23 protein-coding genes and 1 pseudogene are annotated in these 24,953 nt (G+C 44.8%); 17 read left to right on the forward strand and 7 right to left on the reverse strand.

From position 1 onward, the window contains the following. Nucleotides 1-105: 105 nt before the first annotated feature. The 3 genes from NLX73_RS05815 (at nt 106) to NLX73_RS05825 (ending at nt 2,379) form a co-directional block, all read left to right on the forward strand. Nucleotides 106-639 carry a DUF1572 family protein gene (locus NLX73_RS05815; protein ID WP_254325589.1) on the forward strand — a complete coding sequence of 178 codons (534 nt, stop codon included), beginning with the start codon at nt 106-108 and terminating at the stop codon, nt 637-639. A 202-nt stretch (nt 640-841) separates the two neighbouring features. After that, on the forward strand, nt 842-1,930 hold the full coding sequence (locus NLX73_RS05820) for an NAD(P)H-dependent flavin oxidoreductase (protein WP_254325590.1): 1,089 nt from the start codon (nt 842-844) through the stop codon (nt 1,928-1,930). A 188-nt stretch (nt 1,931-2,118) separates the two neighbouring features. Next, nucleotides 2,119-2,379, forward strand: a complete 261-nt coding sequence (locus NLX73_RS05825) for a hypothetical protein (protein WP_254325591.1) — start codon at nt 2,119-2,121, stop codon at nt 2,377-2,379. Nucleotides 2,380-2,547: 168 nt separating this feature from the next. On the opposite strand, the gene NLX73_RS05830 is transcribed toward NLX73_RS05825, so the two are convergent. Beyond that, nucleotides 2,548-3,825 (reverse strand): IS1380 family transposase, encoded by a 1,278-nt coding sequence (locus NLX73_RS05830; RefSeq protein ID WP_226000125.1) that lies wholly within the window; start codon nt 3,823-3,825, stop codon nt 2,548-2,550. Between the two features lie 433 nt (nt 3,826-4,258). On the opposite strand from NLX73_RS05830, the gene NLX73_RS05835 reads away from it, so the two are divergent. Beyond that, nucleotides 4,259-6,328, forward strand: a complete 2,070-nt coding sequence (locus NLX73_RS05835) for a serine hydrolase domain-containing protein (protein WP_254325592.1) — start codon at nt 4,259-4,261, stop codon at nt 6,326-6,328. A gap of 668 nt (nt 6,329-6,996) precedes the next feature. Beyond that, a complete protein-coding gene (ppsA, locus tag NLX73_RS05840; protein WP_254325593.1) occupies nt 6,997-9,609 on the forward strand; it encodes a phosphoenolpyruvate synthase in 2,613 nt (870 codons plus the stop codon). A gap of 197 nt (nt 9,610-9,806) precedes the next feature. On the opposite strand, the pseudogene NLX73_RS25070 reads toward ppsA, so the two are convergent. Together NLX73_RS25070 and NLX73_RS05845 are read right to left on the reverse strand one after the other, a co-directional pair. Continuing rightward, nucleotides 9,807-9,930, reverse strand: a pseudogene (locus NLX73_RS25070) (LLM class flavin-dependent oxidoreductase); the annotation flags it as partial. Nucleotides 9,931-10,119: 189 nt separating this feature from the next. Then, nucleotides 10,120-12,285 (reverse strand): amidase, encoded by a 2,166-nt coding sequence (locus NLX73_RS05845; protein ID WP_254325594.1) that lies wholly within the window; start codon nt 12,283-12,285, stop codon nt 10,120-10,122. Between the two features lie 492 nt (nt 12,286-12,777). Here NLX73_RS05845 and NLX73_RS05855 point away from each other — a divergent pair, with 492 nt between their 5' ends. Then, on the forward strand, nt 12,778-13,092 hold the full coding sequence (locus NLX73_RS05855; RefSeq protein ID WP_323873432.1) for a monooxygenase family protein: 315 nt from the start codon (nt 12,778-12,780) through the stop codon (nt 13,090-13,092). Nucleotides 13,093-13,339: 247 nt separating this feature from the next. Here the strand turns inward: NLX73_RS05855 and NLX73_RS05860 are convergent, their stop codons facing one another. From NLX73_RS05860 to NLX73_RS05870, 3 genes are read right to left on the reverse strand one after another with little or no spacing between them, the layout of a single operon-like run. Further along, nucleotides 13,340-13,561, reverse strand: a complete 222-nt coding sequence (locus NLX73_RS05860; RefSeq protein WP_235309777.1) for a hypothetical protein — start codon at nt 13,559-13,561, stop codon at nt 13,340-13,342. Between the two features lie 48 nt (nt 13,562-13,609). After that, nucleotides 13,610-14,608 carry a methyltransferase domain-containing protein gene (locus tag NLX73_RS05865; RefSeq protein WP_250261287.1) on the reverse strand — a complete coding sequence of 333 codons (999 nt, stop codon included), beginning with the start codon at nt 14,606-14,608 and terminating at the stop codon, nt 13,610-13,612. A gap of 42 nt (nt 14,609-14,650) precedes the next feature. Continuing rightward, the gene (locus NLX73_RS05870; protein WP_250261288.1) at nt 14,651-14,788 is read right to left on the reverse strand and encodes a hypothetical protein; all 138 of its coding nucleotides are present in this window, start codon (nt 14,786-14,788) and stop codon (nt 14,651-14,653) included. Between the two features lie 487 nt (nt 14,789-15,275). Between NLX73_RS05870 and NLX73_RS05875 the strand changes: the two genes are divergently transcribed. From NLX73_RS05875 to NLX73_RS05905, 7 genes are all read left to right on the forward strand, one after another. Continuing rightward, nucleotides 15,276-15,740: an IS110 family transposase gene (locus tag NLX73_RS05875; protein WP_254325595.1), complete on the forward strand. Its 465-nt coding sequence runs from the start codon at nt 15,276-15,278 to the stop codon at nt 15,738-15,740. 135 nt (nt 15,741-15,875) lie between these two features. Continuing rightward, complete coding sequence (locus NLX73_RS05880) at nt 15,876-16,178, forward strand: hypothetical protein (RefSeq protein ID WP_254325596.1); 303 nt, start codon at nt 15,876-15,878, stop codon at nt 16,176-16,178. A 51-nt stretch (nt 16,179-16,229) separates the two neighbouring features. Further along, nucleotides 16,230-16,445, forward strand: coding sequence for an integrase core domain-containing protein (locus NLX73_RS05885; protein ID WP_367997089.1), 216 nt, complete (start codon nt 16,230-16,232; stop codon nt 16,443-16,445). 1,079 nt (nt 16,446-17,524) lie between these two features. Beyond that, nucleotides 17,525-18,019, forward strand: coding sequence for a glycoside hydrolase family protein (locus NLX73_RS05890; protein WP_254325598.1), 495 nt, complete (start codon nt 17,525-17,527; stop codon nt 18,017-18,019). Between the two features lie 141 nt (nt 18,020-18,160). Further along, nucleotides 18,161-18,625: a glycoside hydrolase family 32 C-terminal domain-containing protein gene (locus tag NLX73_RS05895; protein ID WP_254325599.1), complete on the forward strand. Its 465-nt coding sequence runs from the start codon at nt 18,161-18,163 to the stop codon at nt 18,623-18,625. 222 nt (nt 18,626-18,847) lie between these two features. Continuing rightward, nucleotides 18,848-19,891 (forward strand): hypothetical protein, encoded by a 1,044-nt coding sequence (locus NLX73_RS05900; RefSeq protein ID WP_254325600.1) that lies wholly within the window; start codon nt 18,848-18,850, stop codon nt 19,889-19,891. Nucleotides 19,892-20,007: 116 nt separating this feature from the next. Continuing rightward, a complete protein-coding gene (locus tag NLX73_RS05905) occupies nt 20,008-20,160 on the forward strand; it encodes an acyl carrier protein (protein ID WP_155729661.1) in 153 nt (50 codons plus the stop codon). Here NLX73_RS05905 and NLX73_RS05910 read toward each other — a convergent pair. After that, nucleotides 20,135-20,980, reverse strand: a complete 846-nt coding sequence (locus NLX73_RS05910; protein WP_254325601.1) for a PIG-L deacetylase family protein — start codon at nt 20,978-20,980, stop codon at nt 20,135-20,137. The two genes, NLX73_RS05905 and NLX73_RS05910, sit on opposite strands and share 26 nt — an antisense overlap. A gap of 115 nt (nt 20,981-21,095) precedes the next feature. On the opposite strand from NLX73_RS05910, the gene NLX73_RS05915 reads away from it, so the two are divergent. The 4 genes from NLX73_RS05915 to NLX73_RS05930 are packed head-to-tail and all read left to right on the forward strand — an operon-like array spanning nt 21,096 to nt 24,905. Next, nucleotides 21,096-21,344 carry an acyl carrier protein gene (locus NLX73_RS05915; RefSeq protein ID WP_061828348.1) on the forward strand — a complete coding sequence of 83 codons (249 nt, stop codon included), beginning with the start codon at nt 21,096-21,098 and terminating at the stop codon, nt 21,342-21,344. Between the two features lies 1 nt (nt 21,345). Next, entirely contained in the window at nt 21,346-22,662 is a 1,317-nt protein-coding gene (locus NLX73_RS05920; RefSeq protein ID WP_254325602.1) for a hypothetical protein, read from the forward strand. Beyond that, nucleotides 22,655-23,764, forward strand: coding sequence for a glycosyltransferase family protein (locus NLX73_RS05925; protein ID WP_254325603.1), 1,110 nt, complete (start codon nt 22,655-22,657; stop codon nt 23,762-23,764). The genes NLX73_RS05920 and NLX73_RS05925 overlap by 8 nt, the downstream gene beginning before the upstream one ends. Next, the gene (locus NLX73_RS05930) at nt 23,736-24,905 is read left to right on the forward strand and encodes a radical SAM protein (protein ID WP_254325604.1); all 1,170 of its coding nucleotides are present in this window, start codon (nt 23,736-23,738) and stop codon (nt 24,903-24,905) included. The genes NLX73_RS05925 and NLX73_RS05930 overlap by 29 nt, the downstream gene beginning before the upstream one ends. Nucleotides 24,906-24,953 lie beyond the last annotated feature (48 nt).

Below are 24,953 nucleotides of genomic sequence, written 5' to 3' on the forward strand. Positions count from 1 at the left end.
TGAACATTATAGCGCTCGGGATCAAGTCCCACGGGCAGGATAATTAAAGGAAATACCCAGAGTTTAACGAATAATAAAAATAAGTTTACAGAGGGGGAAATGGTCATGCCAGACCTAATAAAGCATGTACTCGAAGACATGAACAAGCAGCTCGATCGAATTATAAAGAGCATAAACCCGCTTGATGATGATTTGATTTGGAAGAAAATGAAGGATTCCATGAACAGCATCGGTAATCTTTGCTTGCATTTAGCAGGTAACGAATATCAGAACCTCATAAGTGCAATCGGAAACAAACCATTCATTCGGGAACGTACTCGAGAATTTAATTCTGAAGGTGGCATATCAAAAGATGAGTTGATTAGCGTTCTTATGAGGACACGATCCGAATCGGTAAGTATATTATCAGTTTTGTCTGATGAGGATTTAAAAAGAGAAGTTACAATCCGCTATGACCACGAGGATTGGAACAGAATGCTTCGGGTTAGCGCTTCAGAGGATGAAACCTATGAAGCGAGAGAAATTAGCCAGCTTCTTGTTCAGGTTGCGGCACACTACGGATATCATGCAGGGCAAATTGTGATACTCTCCAAAATACTGAAAGATGCGAATGAACACATTACAGGCCAGTATCATTGATGATTCATTCTACAGGAATTCTAACGGGAAACGATAGTTGAGGAGCTTCCTTTGCGGTAGTTCCTTATTCTTTTGTTAACTTAACGGGCAGGATAGTTTGGTGGCTGCCTTAAATAGATGGAGTAACAAACTTCTTTGAAATTCGCATTAATCGAAATCATGAAGATTCCATTATAGGTTCAACAATAGGAGGTTTTCAAAAATGCTTGAGACAGAATTAACACGTACCCTCAAAATTCAATACCCGATCTTCCTAGCGCCGATGGCAGGTGGACCTACGACTCCTGAATTGGTAGCAGCAATTTCAAACGCCGGGGGTCTAGGCAACTTAGGTGCCGGATACTTAACACCAGAACAACTCCGAAGCATGATACGAGAGATCAAACAACTAACGGATCAGCCGTTTGGAGTCAACTTGTTTGTACCTGAGCAACGAATAGAATCGGAAGAAACGATCGGACAAATGGCAGATCACCTAAATATTTATCGCGTCGAACTTGGCATTGCACAAAATCCAGCGATCCAGAAATATTCGGAGTCGTTTGAAGAGCAGGTGCAAGTATTACTGGATGAAGAAATCCCGGTGTTTAGTTTTACCTTTGGCATACCACCGCAAGATGTGATCCAAACGATGAAGCAGCGTGGAACAATTGTAATTGGTACAGCAACAACAATTGAAGAAGCCAAACAATTGGAAGCGGCTGGTGTAGACGCAATTGTAGCCCAGGGAAGTGAAGCTGGGGGACATCGCGGCACATTCTTGAAGAGCGTTTCCGACACTCAGATAGGCACCATGGCTCTTGTTCCGCAGATCGTGGATCATGTAACAATTCCAGTCATCGCATCGGGAGGCATCATGGATGGAAGGGGGCTTATAGCAAGCCTCGCATTAGGAGCCGCCGCCGTACAAATGGGAACTGCCTTTCTGGCGTGTCCCGAAAGCGGTGCTCATACAACGTACAAACAGAAGATTCTTTCAGAAAATGAGGATTGCACCGAAATTACTCGCGTGTACTCTGGCAAAGCCGCACGAGGTATTCGAACAGAATTTATGAATGACATGCATCGGTATCCCGGAAAAATTCCTGCCTACCCAATTCAAAACGCAATGACGAGGGACATTCGCCAGGCAGCTGCAAAAGCGAATAACCCTGAGTACATGTCACTCTGGGCGGGCCAAGGTCTTCGGTTAGCCACTGATCGCTCTGCCGCTGCAACTGTCAAACAGACGATCGATCAAGCAAATGTGCTTGTCAAACTAATCTTTAATCTTCGAAGAGTCGGAGACTAATACAATTAACTGGACATTACGCTAACGGGAAACGTTAGTGGAATAACCAGGGAGCAGATTGCCGTTGCAGCTGTTCCCTAGTTTTCATTGAAGTAACGGGCAGGATAGTTGAATATTAATTCCAGTGAACCGTATCATATGTAAATGAGATTTTTAAATATTGCGAAAAAAATGTGCGAGGTTTTTATATGGAGAAAATACATAATATTTTTAGTATCCTTATTGGTGAATTTAGAAATGATACACTTAATCAAAATTTGACATTTGTGGTTGCGATTGCTGCGGGTTTATTAACAATCAGTGCTCTTGTTACAATTTTTATTTCATTGAACAAGCAGCATATAATTCAAAAATGCAAAGAACTTACATGGGATATAGAAGATATTATTAATGGAAATGGAAAAGAATACAATAAGTATGAGTTAAAAAGTAAATTCACTTTATCCTGAATTTCGAAAGCCCGTAACAGTAAGGAATCGAGAGACTCAGTGTTCGAAAAACCTGTAAGAATCAGGGATAATTTACAGGGGGAATATTCAAAAATTGATTTCCAGCATACAACTTCCCCCACCCAGAAGACCGGGCATCTGAATTTCCATGTTAGATTTTAGAAGTCTTCATTCTAGCTGGGCAATGCGGAATTCCATCCGTTTCCAGCTGTGGCGGTTTGTGAATATCTTCGCCAGTTTGAGGACGGTGGTTCGACTGTGACTCACCAGCGTTGCTGCACAGTGGAAGAATTCCAGACGAAACCTTGCATTGGTATAGCCCCTATGAACCGGTTCGCAGAGGTTATAGGCCAGCAATTTGACGAGCAGGTCGATTTCATTCGCTTCAAAAGAGCCGGTGGCGATTTTGTCGATGGAAAATCCGCGTTTGGCTTCCTTGATGTAGTTCTCCATACAACAGCGTTGGTTATAAAAGCGCCACAAATCGATGGATTCCCAATCCAGGTTCGTGACGATGGCCTCGTACTCCCAGTCGGTATCCAGCAGGAGACAAGCTTGGTCATCATCAACGACTTTTGCCTTGCGGATCACGGCGACCCGCCGAGGCTTTTTCCAAGACGTGGCTTGGTACCCAAGAGCGATGCCTTCAATGATCCAGTCTTCGTCCACGTAACGTTTCCAGTACCGGCAAGCGGCCACTTCTGTTGCCAAACGCTTTGTCCATTTCATTTTGCCCACGTATCCAATCTTCCGCCCCTCCCACATGGAATAGAAGTCTTCGCCGCCAAAACCTTTGTCAAACCGGGAATAGAGAACCTGATGCTGACCGAAGAGGTTAAAGGTCTCTTCCAGAAAAGGGACAGCCTCGGTGGAGGAGTGAACATTTCCTGAGCGGAGCACGGCATTCAGGCAAAGGCGGGACTGTCCCTCAAAAGCGAGCAAGGGGTGGTAGCTTTTTCGCCCCGGTTTATGGGCATTCACGCCTTTTGCTGCTTTGGCCTGATGGCCATAGACCGTCTCCACCGTCGAATCCAAATCAAGAATGAGCTTGGAAGGCAGACAAGGCCGGATCACTTCGAGGTTCACTTGCCGGAGTTCCATTCGAACATGGGGATTGGTTTTCCCCAGCCGATCCAGTTCTTTGTAGAGAAGGGAGTGGTGTGGACAGCGTCCTCCAAGAAACCGCTGAAGGAGAGAGTCCTTTTGCCATCGGCGAAAGTGAAAAAGACGCTCACAGCCGAGAACCCAGCCGACAATGAGATATAGCAGAATGCGATGCACGGAAAACAAGGCATTGTGTGCTTTGCCTCCGGCTAAGATTTGCAGCACCTGGCTCAGTTTAATTTTTTCGAGATAATCGAGGAATATCTTGCTTCCTCCGATGCTTGTGGACTGATCCAGTGAAAATTCGGTCTTGATTTTATGGATGGGTGTGGTAGACTTCACCTAAAAGGTGCTCCTCTCTTTGGGTGATTTTGTTCTCGCAAACACCATTCTACCAAAGATTTGAGCCCTTTTTTTTGTTTTTTAATAGAAGGTTACTTTCGAAATTTAGGTTAATGTTTCCTATATTGTATGCGGAAGCCCCTTAGGAGTAAAAAAACGCTATGCCGGCCACATCCAAAGGCTTAGCGTATATTTTCGTTAAAATGTTGGCGGGACCCCAGGAAGCGCTTGAGTAGGGCCGTGTTTATCCGCAGTACAAGCATTGAAAATAATAGTGCAAAGGATCAGGTCGCTGCTGCGGCCTGATCCTTTTTTGCTTGACCTTAGTCTAGGTAATGAACTAGACGGAAGACTGTGTGGGGAAATAATCCATCATGTTATACTGAGAGGGCACTTCCAGCCTATACCAATTTCATTGAAGGAGAATTTTCTAATGCGTAAAAAAAGAGTTACAAAAGTGCTCGCTGTAACGCTAAGCACGTCTCTAGCTGTGACTTACTTGATTGCTTTGGTCGGAGGGCATAGTGTTAGTGCGGAACAGCCCCCTCTTAAGGGGCAAACAATCACAGCGATTCAACCTGCAGCTGTTCCTGCTGCTCCAAGCGGTCCGGTTGACCCCAAAGAAGTGGAGGCCTTCGCGGACAATTACTTTGGGGAAAGCTTGAAGAAGTTCAATGTCCCGGGTGCCATGTTCGTCGTCGTTCAGGACGGACAAGTAGTTTTATCCAAAGGATACGGGTATGCAAACAAAGAAAGCAAAACCCCAGTTGATTCCAATACCGTTTTTCGCATCGGTTCCATTTCTAAGACGTTTACGGCTGCGGCTGTGCTGCAGCTTGCTGACCAAGGGAAGATCAAGCTGGATCAGGACATCCAATCCTATCTCGGAGGTATCACAATACCCAATTCGACAGGTAAACCGCTAACTATGGAAAATATGCTGACCCACATGACTGGGTTCGATTTCCCATATGAAAAAGATGATGACGCCTCGCCCGATCTTCTTAATCAAGAGACTTCTCTTCGAGATTTCTTAATTGATCGAATGCCAACCATCGTCCGGACGCCGGGGGAAGCCTACCAGTATGACGATTATGCTTTTGCTTTGGCGGGATATGCCGTGGAACAAGTTACCGGGCTCCCTTTTCATGAATACATGGATAAAAACATCTTTCAGCCGCTCGGCATGAATTCTTCCCATGATCTTGTAACCACAGAGCTTAAAGCCCGAATGGCTACAGCTTACGATCCGCAAGGCACGCCATATCCGGAGTATGGCATTTATCCTACGGACATGCCTCAGGGCGGAATGTTGTCCACCGGAAGCGATATGGCTAAATTCATGGTCATGCTTCTGCAAAAAGGAAAGGCCGGAGATCGGCAAATGTTAAGCGAACAAAGTGTTCAGCGAATGAGCAAGTTTTCCGTTTTCGCTCATCCGGCCATACCTATTACAAGCTATGGATTTGAAAGCATTTTCAATGGACTGTCGAATGGTCAGTATGTCGTCGGCAAAGGCGGGAACATCCCCGGATATGCCTCATGGATATGGCTACTGCCTGAGCGCAAAACGGGATTGTTCGTCATTTATAATAATGATTCCGAATTGCGCTCGGATTTGTATGCTGCCTTTATGAACCATTATTATCCGAAGAGCACCGAGACGCCTGAATCGGTATCACCTCTCACAGAACAGCAAGCCGCGCGTTACGTCGGATTATACAGAGACCTGCATACCCCGGCATTTGTGACTAGAATTACGTACAATAACGGACAACTTGTAGCGGAAGACAAATACAAATTGAGGAATGGCAAGACTACTTTGAAAAAGATAGATCCCTTGTTGTTTATGGATGACCACGGGAAGAAAATAGCATTTCTTGAACAAAAGGATGGCGGTATTGCTTATATGTACAGACCTACCAAATCACCGTTAGCCTATTCGCCCAAAATGCAGGAAAAAGCGCTGTTTTCCGATGTCTCGAAAGAAAGCCCCTACCAACCGTCTATTGAAAAGCTCCATTCGCTGGATATCATCAATGGAAGAGATGGGCGCAGCTTTGACCCCAAGGCACCCATGACCCGGGCGGAATTCATCACAATGCTGCTGCATGCTGTCGGCTATCCGCCCTCCAAATCGAAATCCGGTTACACGGATATCGAACACCATTTTGCGGTCAAAGAGATACAGGCGGCGGTCGAGCATCATTGGTTGGGGGAGGAGCCCGGAGGCCGATTTGAACCGGATCGCACGATAACTCGGGAAGAAATGGCCGTCATCTTAACGCGCATTCCTCTTCCATGGCCGCTTGGCGATGAGGTGCGATTGGCAGGGCAAACCGATGAATCGGCTATCAAGGCCGTAAGCAAGCTTGTTGCTGCCGGAGTTACGGATCCAGTCACAATAACCAATTCTGACGGTTCAGTCGATTTCCGCTCCAAAGCACCTTTGCTTCGCCAAGAAGCCTCCTTTTTCATTGACAAGGCTCTATTTGTTCCTTAATCTCTTATCGGCCGTTACAGCCGCATTCGCACCGTGACAGAAACTCCAATCATGACTAACTTGTTGTTTGCTTCCAGTTTCATCTTTCACTACCATCCTTTCTTCATTTGACGGATTGTAATATGAAGTGGACACCTGCTGGAAATCAATAAAAAAATGGCCCATGACCTGATTCGTGTAGAATGAAAGTTCCAACACCAGCATTCACACAAGGAGAATCAGTCCATGAGTTATTCACATCTTAGCCTAATCGAACGCAGCAAGCTAGAAATCCTGCATCAGCTGTCAGAAGAAAATAAAGTTGTAGACTAGAAAAAGACTGACGGTTCTTCCTTAAGCTAACGGGCAGGTTAGCTCAATAAGAACCGGACGCCACTTCAGGATTTCTTTAGGCTGCATAGAACCGATATGGAACTATGCAGTAACTGAGTTCAGCCCGAGCTACGGTTTTTGATTTGGCTAATGATAGTGGAAAATCAAAAAAAGAACCTGGATAGTTTTATCAGGTTCTTTTATATTGCATATAAAACAGACACGATGATATAATTAGATTGTGATTTCTTAGTTTGAGTGGTCATAAATATCACATCTTACACTTTAACTTTACCATGCCGCTAAACTCTTGTCAAATGTTTTTTTCTCAATTTAATAGTTAGGAGAGATATTGAATGAGTTCTTTGGTTCTCGGTTTTCAGGAAATGGAAAAAACGCAGTTTTTGCTCGTTGGCGGAAAAGGGTTGAATTTAGGGGAATTATCAAAAATTGAAGGAATACATGTACCAGAAGGATTTTGTGTTACAACAGTGGGGTATCAAAAAGCCATCGAACAAAAAGAAACGTATTATGCATTGTTGGATCGACTAACAAGGCTAAAAGCAGAAGATCGTGCTCAAATTGGTGAAATCAGCAGGCAGATTCGACAAATCATTATGGAAGTAGAAGTTCCTGCCGATGTTGTGGAAGCAGTTACTCACTATCTCTCCCGGTTTGGAGAAGAACATGCTTACGCAGTGCGTTCCAGTGCGACTGCTGAAGATTTGCCACATGCCTCTTTTGCTGGTCAACAAGACACCTATTTAAATATCATCGGCAAAGAAGCAATCTTGCAGCATATCAGCAAATGTTGGGCTTCCCTATTTACGGATCGCGCGGTTATCTATCGTATGCAAAATGGATTTGACCACAGTCAAGTTTATTTATCCGTTATTGTTCAAAGGATGGTTTTCCCACAGGCTTCAGGAATTTTATTTACCGCTGATCCGATTACATCCAACCGGAAGCTGCTATCGATCGATGCTAGTTTTGGACTTGGAGAAGCCTTGGTCTCTGGCTTGGTCTCTGCCGATTGTTATAAAGTACAGGAAGAGGCAATCGTCGATAAGAGGATAGCAACCAAAAAATTGGCTATCTATGGACGAAAAGAAGGCGGAACAGAGACAAAGCAGATCGAGCCTGATCAGCAAAAGACTCAAACCCTTACTGAACAACAAATTTTGCAACTGGCACGTATCGGAAGACATATCGAGGCTCATTTTGGTTGCCCACAAGATATCGAATGGTGTTTGGCCAATGATACTTTTTATATAGTCCAGAGTCGTCCAATCACGACTTTATACCCGATCCCTGAAGCAAATGATCAGGAAAATCACGTTTATGTATCTGTCGGTCATCAACAAATGATGACTGACCCGATAAAACCATTGGGATTGTCTTTTTATCTGTTAATAACTCCTGCACCCATGCGTATAGCCGGTGGAAGGCTGTTTGTTGATGTTACACAAATGCTGGCTTCACCTGTCAGCAGAGAAACTTTCTTAAATACCCTTGGACAATCTGATCCGCTCATAAAAGACGCATTTATGACCCTAATAGAGCGAGATTTTATAAAATCGTTACCAGATGATAGAACAGAACGGAGTCCCGGTAATAGCAGTAAAGGTAGGTCGTCTGCAGGTTTTCAAGCACAAATCGAAAACGATCCGGCAATCGTTTCTGATTTGATTAAGAACAGTCAAACATCGATAGAAAAATTAAAACAAAACATCCAAACGAAATCAGGAGCAGATTTATTTGATTTTATTCTGGAAGATCTCCAAGAATTAAAGAAGATCTTATTTGACCCACAAAGTTCAAAGGTTTTTATGACTGCTATGAATGCTTCGTCATGGATCAATGAAAAAATGTACGAGTGGTTAGGTGAAAAAAACGCAGCAGATACGCTTTCTCAATCTGTACCAAACAACATTACTTCGGAAATGGGTCTGGCGCTATTGGATGTCGCAGATGCGATTCGTCCTTATCCGGAGGTAATTGATTATTTACAACATGTAAAAGATGATAATTTTTTGGATGAACTGGTTAAGTTGGATGGTGGACAGGAAACTCAAGACGCTATCTATGCTTATCTCAACAAATACGGAATGCGATGTGCCGGTGAAATCGATATTTCGAGAACTCGTTGGAGTGAAAAACCAATTATACTTGTCCCCATGATTCTCAGTAATATCAAAAACTTTGAGCCTAATGCTGGCAATTGGAAATTTGAGCAAGGGCGACAGGAGGCTTTGAAAAAAGAACAAGAGTTATTAGATCGATTGAAGCAATTACCGGATGGTGAACAAAAAGCCAAAGAAACAAAACGAATGATCGATCTGATCCGGAATTTCATCGGTTATCGTGAATATCCCAAATACGGCATGGTTAATCGCTACTTCGTTTATAAGCAGGCTTTACTAAAAGAAGCCGAACAACTCGTACAAGCTGGCGTTATTCACGAGAAAGAAGATATATACGATCTCACTTTTGAAGAACTTCACGAAGTCGTACGCACAAATAAACTGGATTATCAGATCATCCGTAAACGAAAAGACGATTATAAATTATATGAAAAACTAACTCCCCCGCGTGTAATCACGTCTGATGGTGAAATCATTGCGGGTGAGTACAATCGAGAAAATCTCCCAGCCGAAGCGATTGTAGGTCTGCCTGTTTCTACCGGAATTATAGAGGGTCGAGCACGTGTCATCTTAAAGATGGAAGATGCTGATCTGGAAGATGGAGATATATTAGTCACCGCCTTTACTGACCCCAGCTGGACACCATTGTTTGTATCTATAAAAGGCCTAGTCACCGAAGTTGGTGGACTGATGACTCATGGAGCCGTTATCGCACGTGAATATGGCTTACCCGCAGTTGTCGGAGTGGAGAATGCTACCAAACTGATAAAAGATGGGCAACGAATTCGTGTGCATGGAACAGAAGGGTATATCGAAATATTGTAATGGCTGAATGCGCTAAGTAATAGCCTCTGTCATAATGGACAGTATTAAATGCAACCTGTCATGGATAAAAGGGCGGTTACCCTGTTTGTCCTTTTATCCCATGACACAAAATGATTTATACATAGCTGACCTGATAATCTAAATCTCTTGTCCTTACGGCAATAGGTACAAGTCCTTGTCCTCAACAGTATCAGGTGTTAAATACCCAAGTGTGCCCTCAGAGTCGAACCTGCATATTCGCTTCTGAACAAGCCTCTTTCAACCAACAAATCCGTCAATAGCCCCAGCCCCAAACCGCTCAAAAATATCGTTCAATACGTCAAGTTATTTGGTGATAGCTTACAGCCCGCTCCCTTCAAATACCAATTAAATGGAAGCGGGATTGCAACAGCAATAGGAATTAGGATATTACACTCTATCCCGTTGCTCAGGCTAGCTGCAGCGATAGCTTTTCTAATGATAATCTTACGGTCAGGGAACCCACAATTATAGTCAGTTCTATGATGTCCTTTATCGTTGGGGTAAATTGACAGACTTGACTTGAGCAGAGGTATTTCCGTAAATATCCTTGGCCAGCACGAGAATATGCAGCGTATCAGCTTGGGAGGCACCATCCTGTTTGTATTTAGTAGTTGGAAGCGTTGCTGACCAATTGGCTTTATCTTCTGTAATAACGACACGAATGCCATTGACATAAACTTTAAGCTGGACGATATCACTTTGATCTGTGACTGAACCTTCCAAAGCGAGAACATCATCCGTGATCGAAGCATTCAACTTAAGTACAGGGGTTCCTGTTTCCTTGCGTTTAAAGGGTGGGAGAGTGGTTTGCGGGTTATAGGAAAAGGTTTCATCCTCAAGCGCTGGCGTACGTGCTGCAATAGGACGGTTTTTGGTCGCCTGCTCATAGGAATAAGCGTAACGAAGCAGGTCATTATCGCTGTATGCGGCACCTGCCATCGTCAGATTAACGGGCATACCGGTATCCTTCATAGCGCCCATACTCACAGACACACTTGGGATCCCGTACTCGCGTAGAATGAAATTCGTATTGGAGAAATAGTTGCCATTCTCCCAAGCCTCCTCGTAGGACGTTTCATTCACATCGGAGTCAGCTTTGCCGATATTCGAATTTGCCGGGAATGCAATAAAATCAAGGTTGTTTTGCTTCATCCAATCTTCAAAATCAATCTTTCGTACATTTTCAAGCCCCCTCAGACCTTCCTGAAACTGAGGAATTTGTTCGTAAGGGGTGACGCCTTTCTTTATGGTTTCAATGAATACGTCATAGTGGCCAAGGTCTCTGCCACGTTTGGCATCTACCGAACCGGGCGGATTCGGGAAGACGGTTGCAGGGTCGATATTTGCCCATGACGGGAAATTTGGATCTCCCACACTTTTAAGGAATTCCTCAGCTGCATAAGGATTAAGCAACCCGAATTCCTTTTCAGCCCACTTTGCCGGCATCAAACCACGCTCTTCAGGTGTTTTCGCTGTTGGCCGGTCCTTCTCGCTATTCGCCTGCAAGGGGAAGTCAACTTCCACAACCTCAGCTCCAAGAGCAGTTAAATCCTTTACAGCTTTTTCCCATAATGCCTGTATCGAAGGTCTGAATTTGATCGGAGTTGTGGTTTCATGGTCCTTACCGATATAGATTTTCGGAACGCCAATGCGTTTGCCTTTCAAAGCTTGAATGTCTCGCAGCTCTAAATAGGATTTGGGACGGACACTGTTGACAGAAGGGAGCCGAACGGCTTTCTGCTCTCGCCAGAAATCGCCCTTGGTGATCTTATCTTCTACAACGATCACGTCAAGCAAGCGGAGCATGTCCTCGACAGTCCTCGTATGTGGGACAACGACATCACGTATAGGGAAGAGCGGCCAATTCCCCCGAATGGAGATTAGGCCCCGCGATGGGGTGTAGGCAATTAAACCATTGTTAGATGCCGGTGATCTTCCAGAGGATACCGTTTCTTCCCCCATACCGAAGGCAGCGAGGTTGGCGGCTGTTGATACGCCAGATCCGTTAGAGGAGCCAGAGTACCAGGCTGCAGCCAAATAATCTGGGTTGTACGGACTTTCAGCACGGCCATAAACGCCTCTTTGCATTCCCCCTGCTGCCATTGGCGGCATATTGGTTTTACCAATGAGCACCCCACCGGATTTGCGTATCTTTTCTACTGTAAAGGCATCGTCCTTTGCCATCAGGTTTTTGAAAGCCGGAGATCCAGAAGCGACAGTGAGTCCCTTAACCTTGTAGCTGTCTTTAACCGTGTAGGGGATGCCTTGCAGAGGACCAGTCTTAATACCTTGTGCCCTTAGTTGATCAGCTTGAGCAGCTTCTTTTAGTACGTCGGGGTTCAGAATAGGGATGGAATTCAGTCGAATGCCACTAGAATCATAGGCATATACCCGGTTAAGGTACAGAGCAGTGAGCTCGACACTTGACAGTGCCCCTGACTTCATCGCTTCCTGCATTTGAGCAATCGTAGCCTCTTGCAATTGAAATGTAACTAGGGAAGAGGAGGGTTCACTAGTTTTACTAGGGGATGAGGGTGAGGGAGCGGCGGATGCAAGCGGGCAACCCGTGAAAGTTAAAATCATACCAACTGTGATCCATTTGCAATAGTTACCGATTACATTCCTTGTATTCGCTTTTAGCGTTCGTGCGCACATAGCATTTCACTCCTTAAATTAGGTAGGATCAGGAATTTAAAAAGAGGGGGATGAGAAAGGTCCTATTACAGTATAAATGTTTCTAATTATATTACTTATTTTCATATGAAATGTCAATTTTTGTAATGAGAAACAAAAGGAAATTCGCTACTTTTAATGTGAAATCTAGTAATCCATGATTCAGATTGTTGCATCATCGCTGAAGACAAAAATCAATCTCCTCCGAAAAAGAATTTTATATTTCGTTTAATCCCAGAGGAAGAGATGTTGAAAATTACAGACATTGGATTTCATGTGGACCAACGTACAGGCTTTCGATCCTGCGGGTCACCTCAACAAAGAAGGCCTGACGAAGAACGAAGTCTATCACATTGCCAGCAACATCAAGTTTATTGAACAGAGAACCATGTTGGGTGAAAAGGAGAAGTGAAGTGAGGAATTCAGAAGGGAAGATATAAGGCCGAGATCGATGGGGAGTCTATCGTATTTATTATTGGCATGCGAGTAAATCGTCTGTGGGCGATAAATAAGTGGTTACCTGTTTCCAAAGCAATGGGGCCGATTAGAGAACTATACATGAACAAAGATCTGGGGTTTCTCGGGATTGGCTGGCGAGGTGAACCAGTACAACAGCTGCACGTTGATGTCCGCCCACCATCATCTGAAGTAGGAGCAGTTCATGCATATGTTATCAAGGACAAAAAGGAAGTCTATCAAGCGCTGAAGAGGTTTTGGCCAAAAGCACACCGTGCAATAAAAGACATGTGCCCTATCTGCGGAGAAGTAGGCCCCGTAAATATTGTCTAGACAAAACAGCGGTTCTCCGATATTGGAGAACCGCTGTTTAAAAATTGTAGCCGGCTGCGGATCGACCGTCGGATTATACAAAAATGAGGGCTATGATATTAATACAATGCTAAGTATCAACATAAATAAAGGAATTCCACTGTCGGATAACGCTACCGAATTTGCCATGTCAGCTGCCGTTGGGATTAGCGACAATTGTAATTTCATTTTGCAAGATAGCTCTTCTTAAGTCAGTTTCTTATCCGGTCTATAAATAAAACAGGGCGAACGAGTCTGGAACTGTAATCTTGAAAATAAATCGAGTCTTCCTTGTGTTGTCGCTTGCCAGCTCTTTAACCGCCTCCTTCTGCACCTTATGCTCCATCGTTTCTAACGCGTCACTTTCCACAAGCAGACATGGAATCGAGCCAGCGGTCATGAGGTAGCTTTCGCCGCATGACGTACAGTCGAATGAGAACTCTCTCTTCACAAGCGTTTGCTTGCACTGCGGACACGCCCAGTTAACGTCTGTTAATGGTCAAGCATTACTCACCGCTGCTCCTCCTTCAACCATGGCTAGGCTCTCCTTCGGTGCCGGAGGCATCTTCACCAAATGGACAATTTTGAATACTCTTCTACCTGCGACCATATCGGTATGATTTTGCGTGCCGGGTGCCTCCAGCCATTCCCATACTCGATCTTCCCCTTCTAAGGAGCCTTCAAGCGCATGCAGGCGGGTATCCAGAGCATCGTCTCCCGATTGTAATACATTGCCTGTAATATCCCGGATCAACGAGGTGTGAAAGCCTAGTCTTTGCCACTGCTCTTCATAGCGCGGCACGTCGGAAGCGCTCATAATATCCGCATACAAAAATGTCCCACCTGGCTTTAATACACGGTAGGTCTCCGTAAAGAACAGCTCAATATGAGGGTACAAATGCGAAGACTCGATGTTCAGCACAATGTCGCAGCTTTCCGTTTTAACAGGCAGCTGCTCCGCGTCGCCAATACAATAGTAAGCCTGCTCATATCGGTTATTCCTTTGGCAAAATTGAATATTGGACGGTGTCAGATCAATGCCGACCACGCTGCCGGTCCCATAGTTTTTGCATAGCTCGCTCACGTTGCCTCCCCGTCCACAACCGATTTCCAGGATATCCTTGCCTGAAACATCTAGGCCGCCAATAATTTCGCGAAGCAGCTGGATACTGCTGTGGTTAATACCTTGACGGCCGCCCGGTAGTTCGTTATCGGATGCATAACCCCAGTTAATAAAGGTGGAAAATCTGGACAGTCTTTTCTCCTCAAGCGACCGGTTAATAGAGTCAAACATGCCGATGATCGCTTCCTTTTGCGCCGCGCCTTCGGCAAGCTTCTCCGCTACAGGACGGTCAATTAACATACTTGCGAGGCCCTCTTCCCAGGCGTATTCGAGGCCGCAGGTCTCGCAGATTAAACAGTTGTCCGCCTCATAAAGATCACTCTTGCATTCAGTGCATACCAGAGTAATACCGGACAAAGGCCAAGTCGTTTTCATATCTACATCTCCTCATCGTTTTAGCCGCTTGCGCTGCTATAATTATTTATCGCCTTTCTCCAAATCAAACGGACATTTACCAGAAGAAGGATCGGGACGAGCACCGCCCCATAGCATAAGCCCTTCATCCAGCCTGTTCATAAAGAAAAGTGGACCAAAATTCGTAATAATTTTCTGCATTCATAATCTTTACTCCCCATTTGTTGCTTTTTCTGATGCGCGATATTTTATCCTTACTTACCTGGCGCTAGGATGAACACTTTACCACGATCACTCCCCCCCTTTAAAATTTAGAATTAATTTCAAGAATATGAATTAAATATACAACTTTTATGCATATGTTTCCAGTTATTTTACAATAGTGATGAATAATCTCTGCCAACGTGTCGAGGGACAAGAACATTGCACCGTTTAAAGTCACTATTATATCGGCTTTTCGTATTATTAGGACAGCCAGAAAGAAATTTTCTGGTTTGCCTATTTTAATGGGTGTTTTACGATGGTGGTAGCCCGGAGAACGAGGGCGGCTTAGGGAAAAAGAACCTGTACAAAATCCATCCAACGACCATGTTTGAGCTGGTTGAGGGCTATGACCTCGTATCACAAGCTAAGCTATGGGTTTGGAAACCAGGTGGGAATGCCGGTAAATCGAATTAGGGAGGTTTTTATGCAACCCGTTGTTGGAATTGATGTGGCGAAAGGATGTAGTGTTATTCAGGCCTTCAAAAAGCGTAACGAACCATATGGAAGGATGGAGACCCTCCAGCATGGTGAAGAAGGTTTCGAGCGGCTAGGGGAAGTGCCTAGCAAACTGAAAGAGGCAAGTGGTGTGGAGCCTGTCGTTGTCTTCGAGGCAACCGAACATTACCATCGAGGTTTGGCAGGATATCTGAAACGTAGCGGATGGATTCACTACATCATCAATCCTTTGCAAGCGAAACGATCCAAAGACACACAACTTCGAAAAGTGAAAACCGATGCAGCAGATGCTTGGCATATTGCCGAGATGTATTACCGTGGGGATGTTAAAGCGCATCGCGAGTGGGAAGAGTCCTACAGTGAGCTTCAGCACTTGACCAGGAAGCATGAGTTTGTGACCGCTATGTACGTGCAGGCGAAGCTAAACAGCTAGAATTATTGAAAAATAAAAAAAGTCCACTCCTAAGTCATGAACTGTGACCCGTAAGATGGACACTTTGAAAAAAGTACCCTCTTACGGGTCTTTTGCGTTTTAATCAGATTATAAAAGTTTGTGGGGATGTAGATTATGAAGAATCTCGGACGGGTTTTTACGGAGAAAGAGATCAAGGTACTGGAGTCGAATCCATCCGTTCTTCGCGTATCAGAGAATATCACGTATTCCCCTGCCTTTAAGATTGCGGCTGTACAGGCCAATCAAGCGGGGCATACACCCATGGAAATCTTCGTACAGACAGGATTTTACTTGGAACTGATCGGACAGGAGACGCCAAAAAGATGTCTGGAGCGTTGGCGGAAAACATATGCTTCTTCAGGTGAAGCTGGGCTGCTGGAAGAGCGTAGGGGAAGGGAACTCAGAAAGACCGGTTAGTCGTGAGCTATCGAGGGATTCCATTACACACATCCTGAAGTTCGTTCCATTATCGCTAAAGCTGGGTTTAAACAATCGATGTCACGAAAAGGAAACTGTTGGAATAATGCTTCGATGGAGACGTTCTTCGGGCATATGAAGGATGAATTAGAGTTCAAGGATTGCTTATCCCTACAAGAGCTGCGAGTTCGTGTCAACGAATACATCACCTATTACAATACCGAACGGTTCCAATGGACATTAAAAAAGATGACTCCTGATGATTGATGAATAGGGACCCTTTTCAAAAGGATCCACAAATGGGGTCACAGTTCATCACCAATAAAGATATGTTAATTCTATATATAGTAAATGTAACTTGACTAAATACATATGGATGGATTTGATAGATAAAAAAATCATGAGTTTTAACAATGAAAAAAATGACCTCTAAATCATTGCGGAGGGTTGGGACTGGCTATAAAAGCATTACAAAGCACAAACGCATAAAGCCAAAAGGCACCTGAAACCGTAATTTGGTTTTTGGTGCCTTTTGTATTAAGACTGTAGTGAGCCACCTCTTCGACGATATCACCTTACCGTAGACGCGATGAACTCCAAAATCAGCGAAGTGTCCACCATGATGGATCATATTGTTTAGTAGACCTCGCACGTGGTGGTAAGCGATCTAGAGATACAACCTGTGTTCTCCAGGAGAATGTCAAAGAGATAATAAAGCTTTAGAAAGCTAAAAGGAACTGCTTTTCCTATTTATTCATTTCAAAAACGAAAAATTATTCAGAGAATTAGTCAAAAAATCCAAATGTCTAAATTTTATTTGATAAATTGGATAGTTTATTGAAAATCATAACATCATTTGGGTATTCAATGGTTTACATTTTATTTACTGAATAATTAAATGCGATAAGGAGAACTCAAATAAAAACGGCCGTTTTCAGATGAAACACTATCAAAATGTGCATATGTAAACTAAAAAGTTTATTTTAATTTAAAAAATAATGCGAATGTAAAAAAAAGTTTGACATTTGTACACATGTGGTTTATTTTGTTAAATATGGGCATGTTGTTTTGAGTGCTCTTGTAGTTTTTCTTGGTTGCTTCTATAGAAAGGTGGACGTAATATGTCCCGAACGAGTTGAATCAATTCTAATATGGATCTTATTTAAACCCAAAGGAGCGTGAGCAACATTAACAAAATGCACTTATCAGATGATATTAGCAGCAGAAAAGGATCAGGAAATCTGTATTACAGGGAGACATATAGGCCGGCAAACCACAGGTGCAGAGCATCGCTTACAGCAGGGATAAAGGTCGAACTTGGATAAAATTATGAAGGTAACCCTGTTTTGTTCCCAACGAAAACGCTAGACTTTCGTGATCCGAAGGTGTTTTGGTATGAAGAATCGTCAATGTGGGTTATGGTTCTTGCCGTAAGAGACCGCGTCGACTTTTACACGTCTTCGAATCTGAAGGAATGGTCTTTTGCAAGCGATTTCGGTTCCGATATTCCGGGTATCCATCGAGGGATATTTGAATGTCCTGAGGTATTTAAAATCCAAGTGGATGAGGATCCCAATATCACTAAGTGGGTTCTGATGCTAAGTGTCGGGGATAGAAATGGTGTGAATCCAAACGATTCAGAACCACCAGCAGGCGGTTCTGGCATGATGTATTTTATAGGCAACTTTGACGGTAAGGTATTTACAAGGGATGAAACGTTGGAATCATTCGATACGATCAAATGGATAGATTACGGGTCTGACTTTTACGCGGCCGTGACATGGGATGGTATTCCGAAAGAAGACGGACGAAAGATCTGGGTCGGCTGGATGAACAACTGACGTTATGCCTCTACCCTTCCTTCAAAGGAATGGCGTGGCCACATGTCAATCCCCCGAGAGATTCAGCTTAAGACATATCCGGGAGGAATTCGCTTAATCCAAGTACCTATAAGAGAGTTAAGTCAACTCAGAAGACCGATTATGTCTCTGCAAGACTTAACGATTAAGCCAGGTAGCAACGTCTTATCTGATATTTCTACTGCAAAGGCCGAAATTATTGCGGAATTTGAAATCGGTACTGCCGTGGAATTCGGGTTCAAGGTGCGTTCCTCTTCTACTCAGGAGATAACCACCGGATATGATGTCTTGAATGAGGAGCTGTTTGTCGATAGGACGAAGTCAAACGCAATTGATTTCCATCCTGATTTTGCTGCAAAGCACCAAGCCCCCATGAAGCCAGAGCATGAACGGATAACCTTGAGCATTTACGTTGATTGGTCTAGTGTCGAGGTCTTCGGCAATAAAGGAAAAACAATCGTTTCAGACATGATTTTCCCGGACTTGGAAAGTAGAGGACTAGAACTCTATGCCCTTGGCGGAGAACTAAAGGTCGTGTCGCTTCAAATCAATGATCTGGTAAGCATCTGGGAAAATGAGACGGTTTAGACTTTAGCAATGGCTTGATTCGACGAAATGGTTACAGTCCGGTTTGGGGCACCCGGATCTGAACTTGGTGCCCCAAACTAATTAACGAAGCAATCACTCCTGAAAACGAATAAGGACTACAGCGTTGCGGTGGTCCAGGAAGTTTGACTCTATCTGTGCTGTCAGTCTGTAGTTCTTAGCTAATTGACACTAAATCAAATTCTCTCCCAAGGGGGTGTCTAATTGCGATCCAAGATATTACCGATGCAGTATCCGGCAATCACCTCGTGGCAGTGGCAGGCAAATACGTTTGCCGTCCTAGCCAATTACCCGCAAGCAAAGCCGTGGATTATGACACATTTCATTCCGCTCCAGCTCACCTTAAATGAGGGAAGTTCCTACGTGGACTTCTACCGTACTCCTACCTTTGAATTTTGTCCTTGGCTGCTTCGCCAACATTTAAGTCGTCAGTTGGTCCGAAATTTCAACAAGGATATATGTACTTTTCTGATGGATTGTATAGACATGAATAATTATATTTATTTGCTTCTTGATCAAGCGCAGTTTTTGGATATTGAATCTTTCTTCTCACATGACTCATTTATTTTTGGTTATGACGAGGAGAGGGATATATTTCATATCGCCGATTTTACATTCATGGGGGGGAAATACTCATTTAACGAAATCACATTTGAGCAAATGAGACGTGCCTACGAGGGAATCGATGATGATGGAGATTGGTTGTATGCGTGGAAGGGTGGTCTCTCTCTGTTACAATTCAACGAGCGAGCAGCTTATGACTTTAATCTAAACTATGTTATTGAGCACCTTAAGGACTATTTAAATGGAGAAAATCCCGCCGACAAATACAGAGAGTTGGGTTATATAACAAATCCATGTGTATGGGGAATTCGTGTTTATGACGAGCTGATTTTGGATATAACCCGCATACGCAGTGGACAAATTGAGGAAGATAATCGCCCGTTTCAAATGATCTATGATCACAAGATCTTGATGTTGGAACGAATTGACTTCATGAATCAAACTGGTGTTCTAGGGGAAAGTAATCAGCTCAAGGTTCGCTATCAGACGATTGCCGACGATGCTCTATTAGCGCGAAATTTGATTATCAAATATTCACTGACGAAAAACGAAGATAACCTCAAAAAAGTGGAAGTGTTAATTAGGCGTATTCAAGCCTGTGAGCGCGAGGCTATCGAACTTATGATCTACAACTTGAGCCTTGTGTCAAACATAACTCCAATGGGCGTAGAGGAGGAGGTCTAACGTTGAGAAAACAACCCTGTTTGGAACGCATCCAAAACCTTATTCATCAAAAGATTCCGGACTACGATAAACAACGTATAAACGCTAATTCGTTACTTGAAGAGATATGGATCCAAATGAATTCTATGCAGATGATTACATTCGTCGTGGAGCTCGAAACCGAATTCGGTCTAGAGCTCCCGGACGAACTGGTAGGTAACATGGCAGGCAGTCATCTAACCCTTGGCGACTTGGCAGATCTTATTAAAAGTTACCAGGAACGCTTATAGCAAGCGGTACTTGATCATGCACACTCACAACATGCAGTCTGAAGCAATATGAGTTTGGATCAGGCTGATGCTCTGGCGGACGGCACGAATGCGCATGTTGAATCACTTGTCTAAGCATCTCCCATCGGGAGTGCCATAATAGACGGATCTGGGAGCGGTATTCCAGGATGGCCGCAGTCTTCTGTTTCAAACTGCACTTGGGAAGTGAAATGTAGACTGGATGTAGATTCCGAGCTAGGTCAATTTCCCATTTTATATCTTGACCATAGTTTAAATACGGTAGATCTTCGTAGTAAATCAAACGGGCAGAGACTTCCAGATCACTAATACTTCGTACAGCCTGTTCGGCCGCAACCCGCACGATACCGTGATCCACATGTCTTCCGATTGCAAGCGGAATATAAATATGATCGTAGTCTGTAAGACAGAGTCGTGTCAAAAGCACCTTTGTTGCCTCAGAAATCACGTCCAGCTCGGTTTCGTAGTCACTACGGAACAGATCGTCCAGCTTTTCATATGAGGGGGCACCGCTGCGATCTTTACGATAGATACATTCCGGCATGTCCAGATGAATCGTGTCCACATCGAGAAAAGCACATGCACTAATGTCCTCTTCTCGCCGTACCTTCATCACGTCGGAGCTTAGCCCGAACTTTTTGTGCAGGATGCGAGCAAGTAGGGATAGATCTGTGCCAGTACCAGTGAAAACAGTTGCTATGGTCACATGATAGCCAGCACGAACAAGCGAATCGATATAATCGCCGCAAGAAATAATAGCATCGTCCAGATGGGCGGAGACAAACAGACAGTGGTGATTCAAGGCTTCAAACCCTCCCTTTAACAGTGATAAGTAATATATTACTATTATACCTTTTATTTATTTTTTTTGGAATTAAATAAAAAAATCGAAACTACAACTTGAAAGGATGACGTTTATGTTTGAAACATTAAAAAATATCATTGCAACTGTGCTCGAGGATGACTCGCTTCGTGAAACTCTCACAATGGAGAGCGACCTGATTAACGACGTCGAGTTAGATTCCCTACAGATGATAACGTTTATTCTCGGAGTTGAAGATGCTTTTGGGGTGGAGATCGTTTACGAGGATCTGGACTTGGCTTGTCTGCGCTCAATCGGTGCCTTCATGGCATTCCTAAAAGGCATGAATCAAGAGGTCGGGTAGTATGTTGGTTGCCAGCACCTTTGATTCGGAAACCTATTGGCGTGAAGAAGGGAGTAGCAGGTTGCCTTTTATTCCTGATCCTTCACGGTCGCGGGTCGTAATGGCTATGGATGAATTGCTGGCTTCCTTATGTGGCCCGGAGGACACACTGTTGACCCGCTTTGAGATGGATGAGGCGCACATGGATTATTTGGCGCACATCGGCTTTCATTTTAAACAGCTTAGTGCGAATGTCCCAAGCCATGTACCAAATCTATTTCGCGCTCTGTACGAAGTTTCAGAGACCGACGAGCGGCTGAAGCAGTTTAGTGAAATGACTCCCTTTTCAGTCGTACCTTACGTTCACGAGCTTCTCGACAGGTACAACTATTCGAACAAGCTGCCCACCCTTCAAGACGTTAAACGAGTAAATTCTAAGTTGTATTCCGCCGATCTTGCTAAGAGACTTCTGGGCAGCTCCTATAGCCAGCCAGTGTTCAGCGCGGATGAATTGGCTGCAGTAGGGCTAGAGCTTATGGGGTTGTCGAAAGGGGTCCTGTTAAAAGACCCCTTTGGCGTAGCTGGAAAAGGCAATATGCTGTTTAAAAACCTATCCTCTTTGGAACGTGTAGTAAGCTATTTGCGCAAACAAGAGCAAGCCGGTTCCTCAACGGCGTTTCTTGTCGAGCCGTTCCTTGACGTGGAATATGATTTTTCCTGCCAATTTTCAATTGATGAGAGCGGGTCGTACCAGATCGTCGGCTTGCAGCAAATCATCAATCGACAGTTTGCTTATGTGGGGTCACAAGCGATGCAGGAGGAGAACAGTCATTCGCTAATACGGAACGGTTACTTCGATGTCATTGAGAAGCTTGCTTCCTCACTATACAAGGACAGGTACTTCGGCCATGTTTGTGTTGACTCCATGATACTAAAGGACGGGACAATCGTGCCGATTGTAGAAATCAACGCCCGTCAATCGATGGGACTGGTCAGTCATCGACTGGGCGAACGGCTGGAAAATGGGAAGCACGGGACATTTACGTTCCGAACCGTAGGCAGTCGCCATCGGTTTGATTACGGGCAGTGGCTGCGGCAGCTGGATGATGACGGCGTTTTATACCCTAATCATACCGGTGAGGGCATCATTCCGCTTTCCCCGGCGTGCATGTTTGCTGGCTATGGGGAATCAGATTACCCACAGACATTAAGCGAAGGCAGTTTCATCAAGGGTAGGCTTTATCTGTTTGTAATCGCGCGAGATGTGCAGGAGCAGAAAAGTTTAATCGACAAGCTAAAGGAACGTTTTGAAGTCCAGGGAGGCAAGTGGTATGGATAGTCATTTGAAGCCTTGTGTCACTATACTTGGATCCGGTAACTCACTAGGTGTGTACATGCCCGCCGTACAGCTAGGCATTTACCTGGAGCGTTCCGGCATTTCAAACGAAGTCTGTGTGCTCGAAAATGTGTATGTCGACGGCTTAAAGAACAAAGTGCCGGCTTATCGTAAAGCCTTTCATGATAATTTCGCTATCGCTCGGAAGAGTGTGGAGTTGGCTCGCGATATTTCAGATTGCCTGGATCCCACCAAGGTACAGCTGCTGCTGGAAGATTGGTCCCGTGAGCGCCGGACGTCGTTCATTGCGTTGACTGGGTTCTGGATCCCGATTTTGGAACAATATGAACGGTTTGTTGGAACTCGGCTCGAGGTCGACATGCTTCATCTCGATGCTACGCTTTCGCCATCTTATTTGGTCTATGGATCTCGAAGCGAGCGGTACAACCACATTTGGTTTTACGAACCGACCAAGAAACGTTTTGAATTACAACTTCCGATGACGGACGAAGCACCGATCCCGTTTCGCCAGCGAGAAGAGAGAATGGTGGTCCATGGTGGCGGCTGGGGGATTGGGACCTACCCGCAGGCTGTTAGAGACCTGCTTGAAGGCGGTATGGAGCTGGATGTTCTGGCTTATTTTGACGAGGATATCCAGCCTGATCCACGCATTTGCTATTATCGGAACGACCCCTCGTGGAGTCCGTGGCTGAGGAATAGACGAGGGGAGTTCGGTTTTCCTCCATTTGCTCAGATCCAACATGGAGAGACTCCCATTTACTTAGACAGCGGAACTGTTCCCCTGCTATTTGAACGAATTCGCCGTTGCACAGCCATTGTCAGTAAGCCGGGGGGCTATTCCTTGATGGAATCGTTCGCCGCTGCGACGCCTATGGTTTTTCTTGAGCCCTTTGGAAGACACGAAACCGCCAATGCTGAATATTGGATTAAGCAAGGATTTGGCGTGTCCTTTACGGATTGGAAGACGCAGGGATTCAACATCGAGATATTGGAACGTGCTCATTGTAACCTACTACATGCCCGCGAGCGTTGCAAAACTTATGGAGGTGTAAATTATGCAACCCAAAACGAGTCGAAAGTTTGATGAGCGTGTGTTTAACGATCTGAAGCGTACAATTATGAATATGTCCCGGGTCAGTCGGCTTCGAGCGACCGATAGTCGCTATGCGATGGAGATCCCGGAAGATATCGGGATCAAGCTGAACAACGGGTGCAACTTGCGTTGCAAGCATTGCTACGAGTGGAACTCGGACGGCTTTCACTGGGACATGTCCAAGGAGGAGCAAGGTAAAGAAATCGATGTCGCGTTGGTCGATAAGCTCCTTGCCTTTACCCATGAGAAGAAGTCGAAAGTCTATCTTTGGGGCGGAGAACCGCTGTACCATAGCAAGTTCGATCAGATTGCGAATCTGCTGGAACGCGATCAGCGGACGACGACGATTTGTACAAACGCGATTCTTCTGGAGGAAAAGTTAGATTCACTGCTTAAGATCGGTGAGGGACTTGTTGTACTAGCCAGTCTGGAGGGATTCGAGGCTGAGAACGACGCGATTAGGGGCAGAGGGACCTACAAAAAGGTGGTTAGTGCCATAGAGCGTCTGCTGGAGTTGCAACGGCAGGGCATTTTTAAGGGCAGAGTATCCGTCAGCTTGACGATGAATGATCTCATGATTCCCAAAATGTTTGATTTTATGAAGTTTTTCGAGGAGATGGGCGTGGATTCGGTCTACTTTGTATATCCGTGGTATATCGCACCTGAGTCTGCTCAGGAGATGGACAATTTCTTCATCAAAGAGTTTGACTGGCTTGATCCAATCCGTCAGGGTAGCTGCAGTTGGAATTCATTCACTTATCATATCTCCGGCGAGAAGGTGGGGGCACTCAAGGAGGAGGTTCTCCGCATCTCCGAGCAAACATGGGGAAGCCGGGTTCGATTTATGCCCGCATTGGAGCAAGACGAGATAGAGGATTTTGTCACTGGCGTGCAGAGAACCGGGATGAAGCGGAAGGAATGCTTGGCGATCTCCACCCGAATGGACGTATTGCCGAGCGGAAACGTCACTCCGTGCAAGTTCTTTCCTGAGATGGCGGTCGGCAACATTAGTGATGTGGATGTGAAGGAGGTTTGGAAGGGGGAAAATTTTGCCAAACACCGAGAGGTATTAGCTTGCGGACTGATGCCGGTCTGTTCCCGATGCGGGTTACTTTATCATTATGGCCGGTAAACGTTATCGTCCACCTTCTAGTTCGATTTAATTGTTAAGGAGGAGCGC

It is taken from the genome of Paenibacillus sp. CH40 (assembly GCF_024213605.1).
GTDB lineage: Bacteria > Bacillota > Bacilli > Paenibacillales > Paenibacillaceae > Paenibacillus > Paenibacillus polymyxa_B.

Coding starts and splice junctions, on each gene's coding strand:
- NLX73_RS05815 (WP_254325589.1), top strand. CDS start 106: ATGCCAGACCTAATAAAGCATGTACTCGAAGACATGAACAAGCAGCTC.
- NLX73_RS05820 (WP_254325590.1), top strand. CDS start 842: ATGCTTGAGACAGAATTAACACGTACCCTCAAAATTCAATACCCGATC.
- NLX73_RS05825 (WP_254325591.1), top strand. CDS start 2,119: ATGGAGAAAATACATAATATTTTTAGTATCCTTATTGGTGAATTTAGA.
- NLX73_RS05835 (WP_254325592.1), top strand. CDS start 4,259: ATGCGTAAAAAAAGAGTTACAAAAGTGCTCGCTGTAACGCTAAGCACG.
- ppsA (WP_254325593.1), top strand. CDS start 6,997: ATGAGTTCTTTGGTTCTCGGTTTTCAGGAAATGGAAAAAACGCAGTTT.
- NLX73_RS05845 (WP_254325594.1), bottom strand. CDS start 12,285: ATGTGCGCACGAACGCTAAAAGCGAATACAAGGAATGTAATCGGTAAC.
- NLX73_RS05865 (WP_250261287.1), bottom strand. CDS start 14,608: ATGAAAACGACTTGGCCTTTGTCCGGTATTACTCTGGTATGCACTGAA.
- NLX73_RS05870 (WP_250261288.1), bottom strand. CDS start 14,788: ATGCAGAAAATTATTACGAATTTTGGTCCACTTTTCTTTATGAACAGG.
- NLX73_RS05875 (WP_254325595.1), top strand. CDS start 15,276: ATGCAACCCGTTGTTGGAATTGATGTGGCGAAAGGATGTAGTGTTATT.
- NLX73_RS05880 (WP_254325596.1), top strand. CDS start 15,876: ATGAAGAATCTCGGACGGGTTTTTACGGAGAAAGAGATCAAGGTACTG.
- NLX73_RS05895 (WP_254325599.1), top strand. CDS start 18,161: ATGTCTCTGCAAGACTTAACGATTAAGCCAGGTAGCAACGTCTTATCT.
- NLX73_RS05905 (WP_155729661.1), top strand. CDS start 20,008: ATGAATTCTATGCAGATGATTACATTCGTCGTGGAGCTCGAAACCGAA.
- NLX73_RS05915 (WP_061828348.1), top strand. CDS start 21,096: ATGTTTGAAACATTAAAAAATATCATTGCAACTGTGCTCGAGGATGAC.
- NLX73_RS05920 (WP_254325602.1), top strand. CDS start 21,346: ATGTTGGTTGCCAGCACCTTTGATTCGGAAACCTATTGGCGTGAAGAA.
- NLX73_RS05925 (WP_254325603.1), top strand. CDS start 22,655: ATGGATAGTCATTTGAAGCCTTGTGTCACTATACTTGGATCCGGTAAC.
- NLX73_RS05930 (WP_254325604.1), top strand. CDS start 23,736: ATGCAACCCAAAACGAGTCGAAAGTTTGATGAGCGTGTGTTTAACGAT.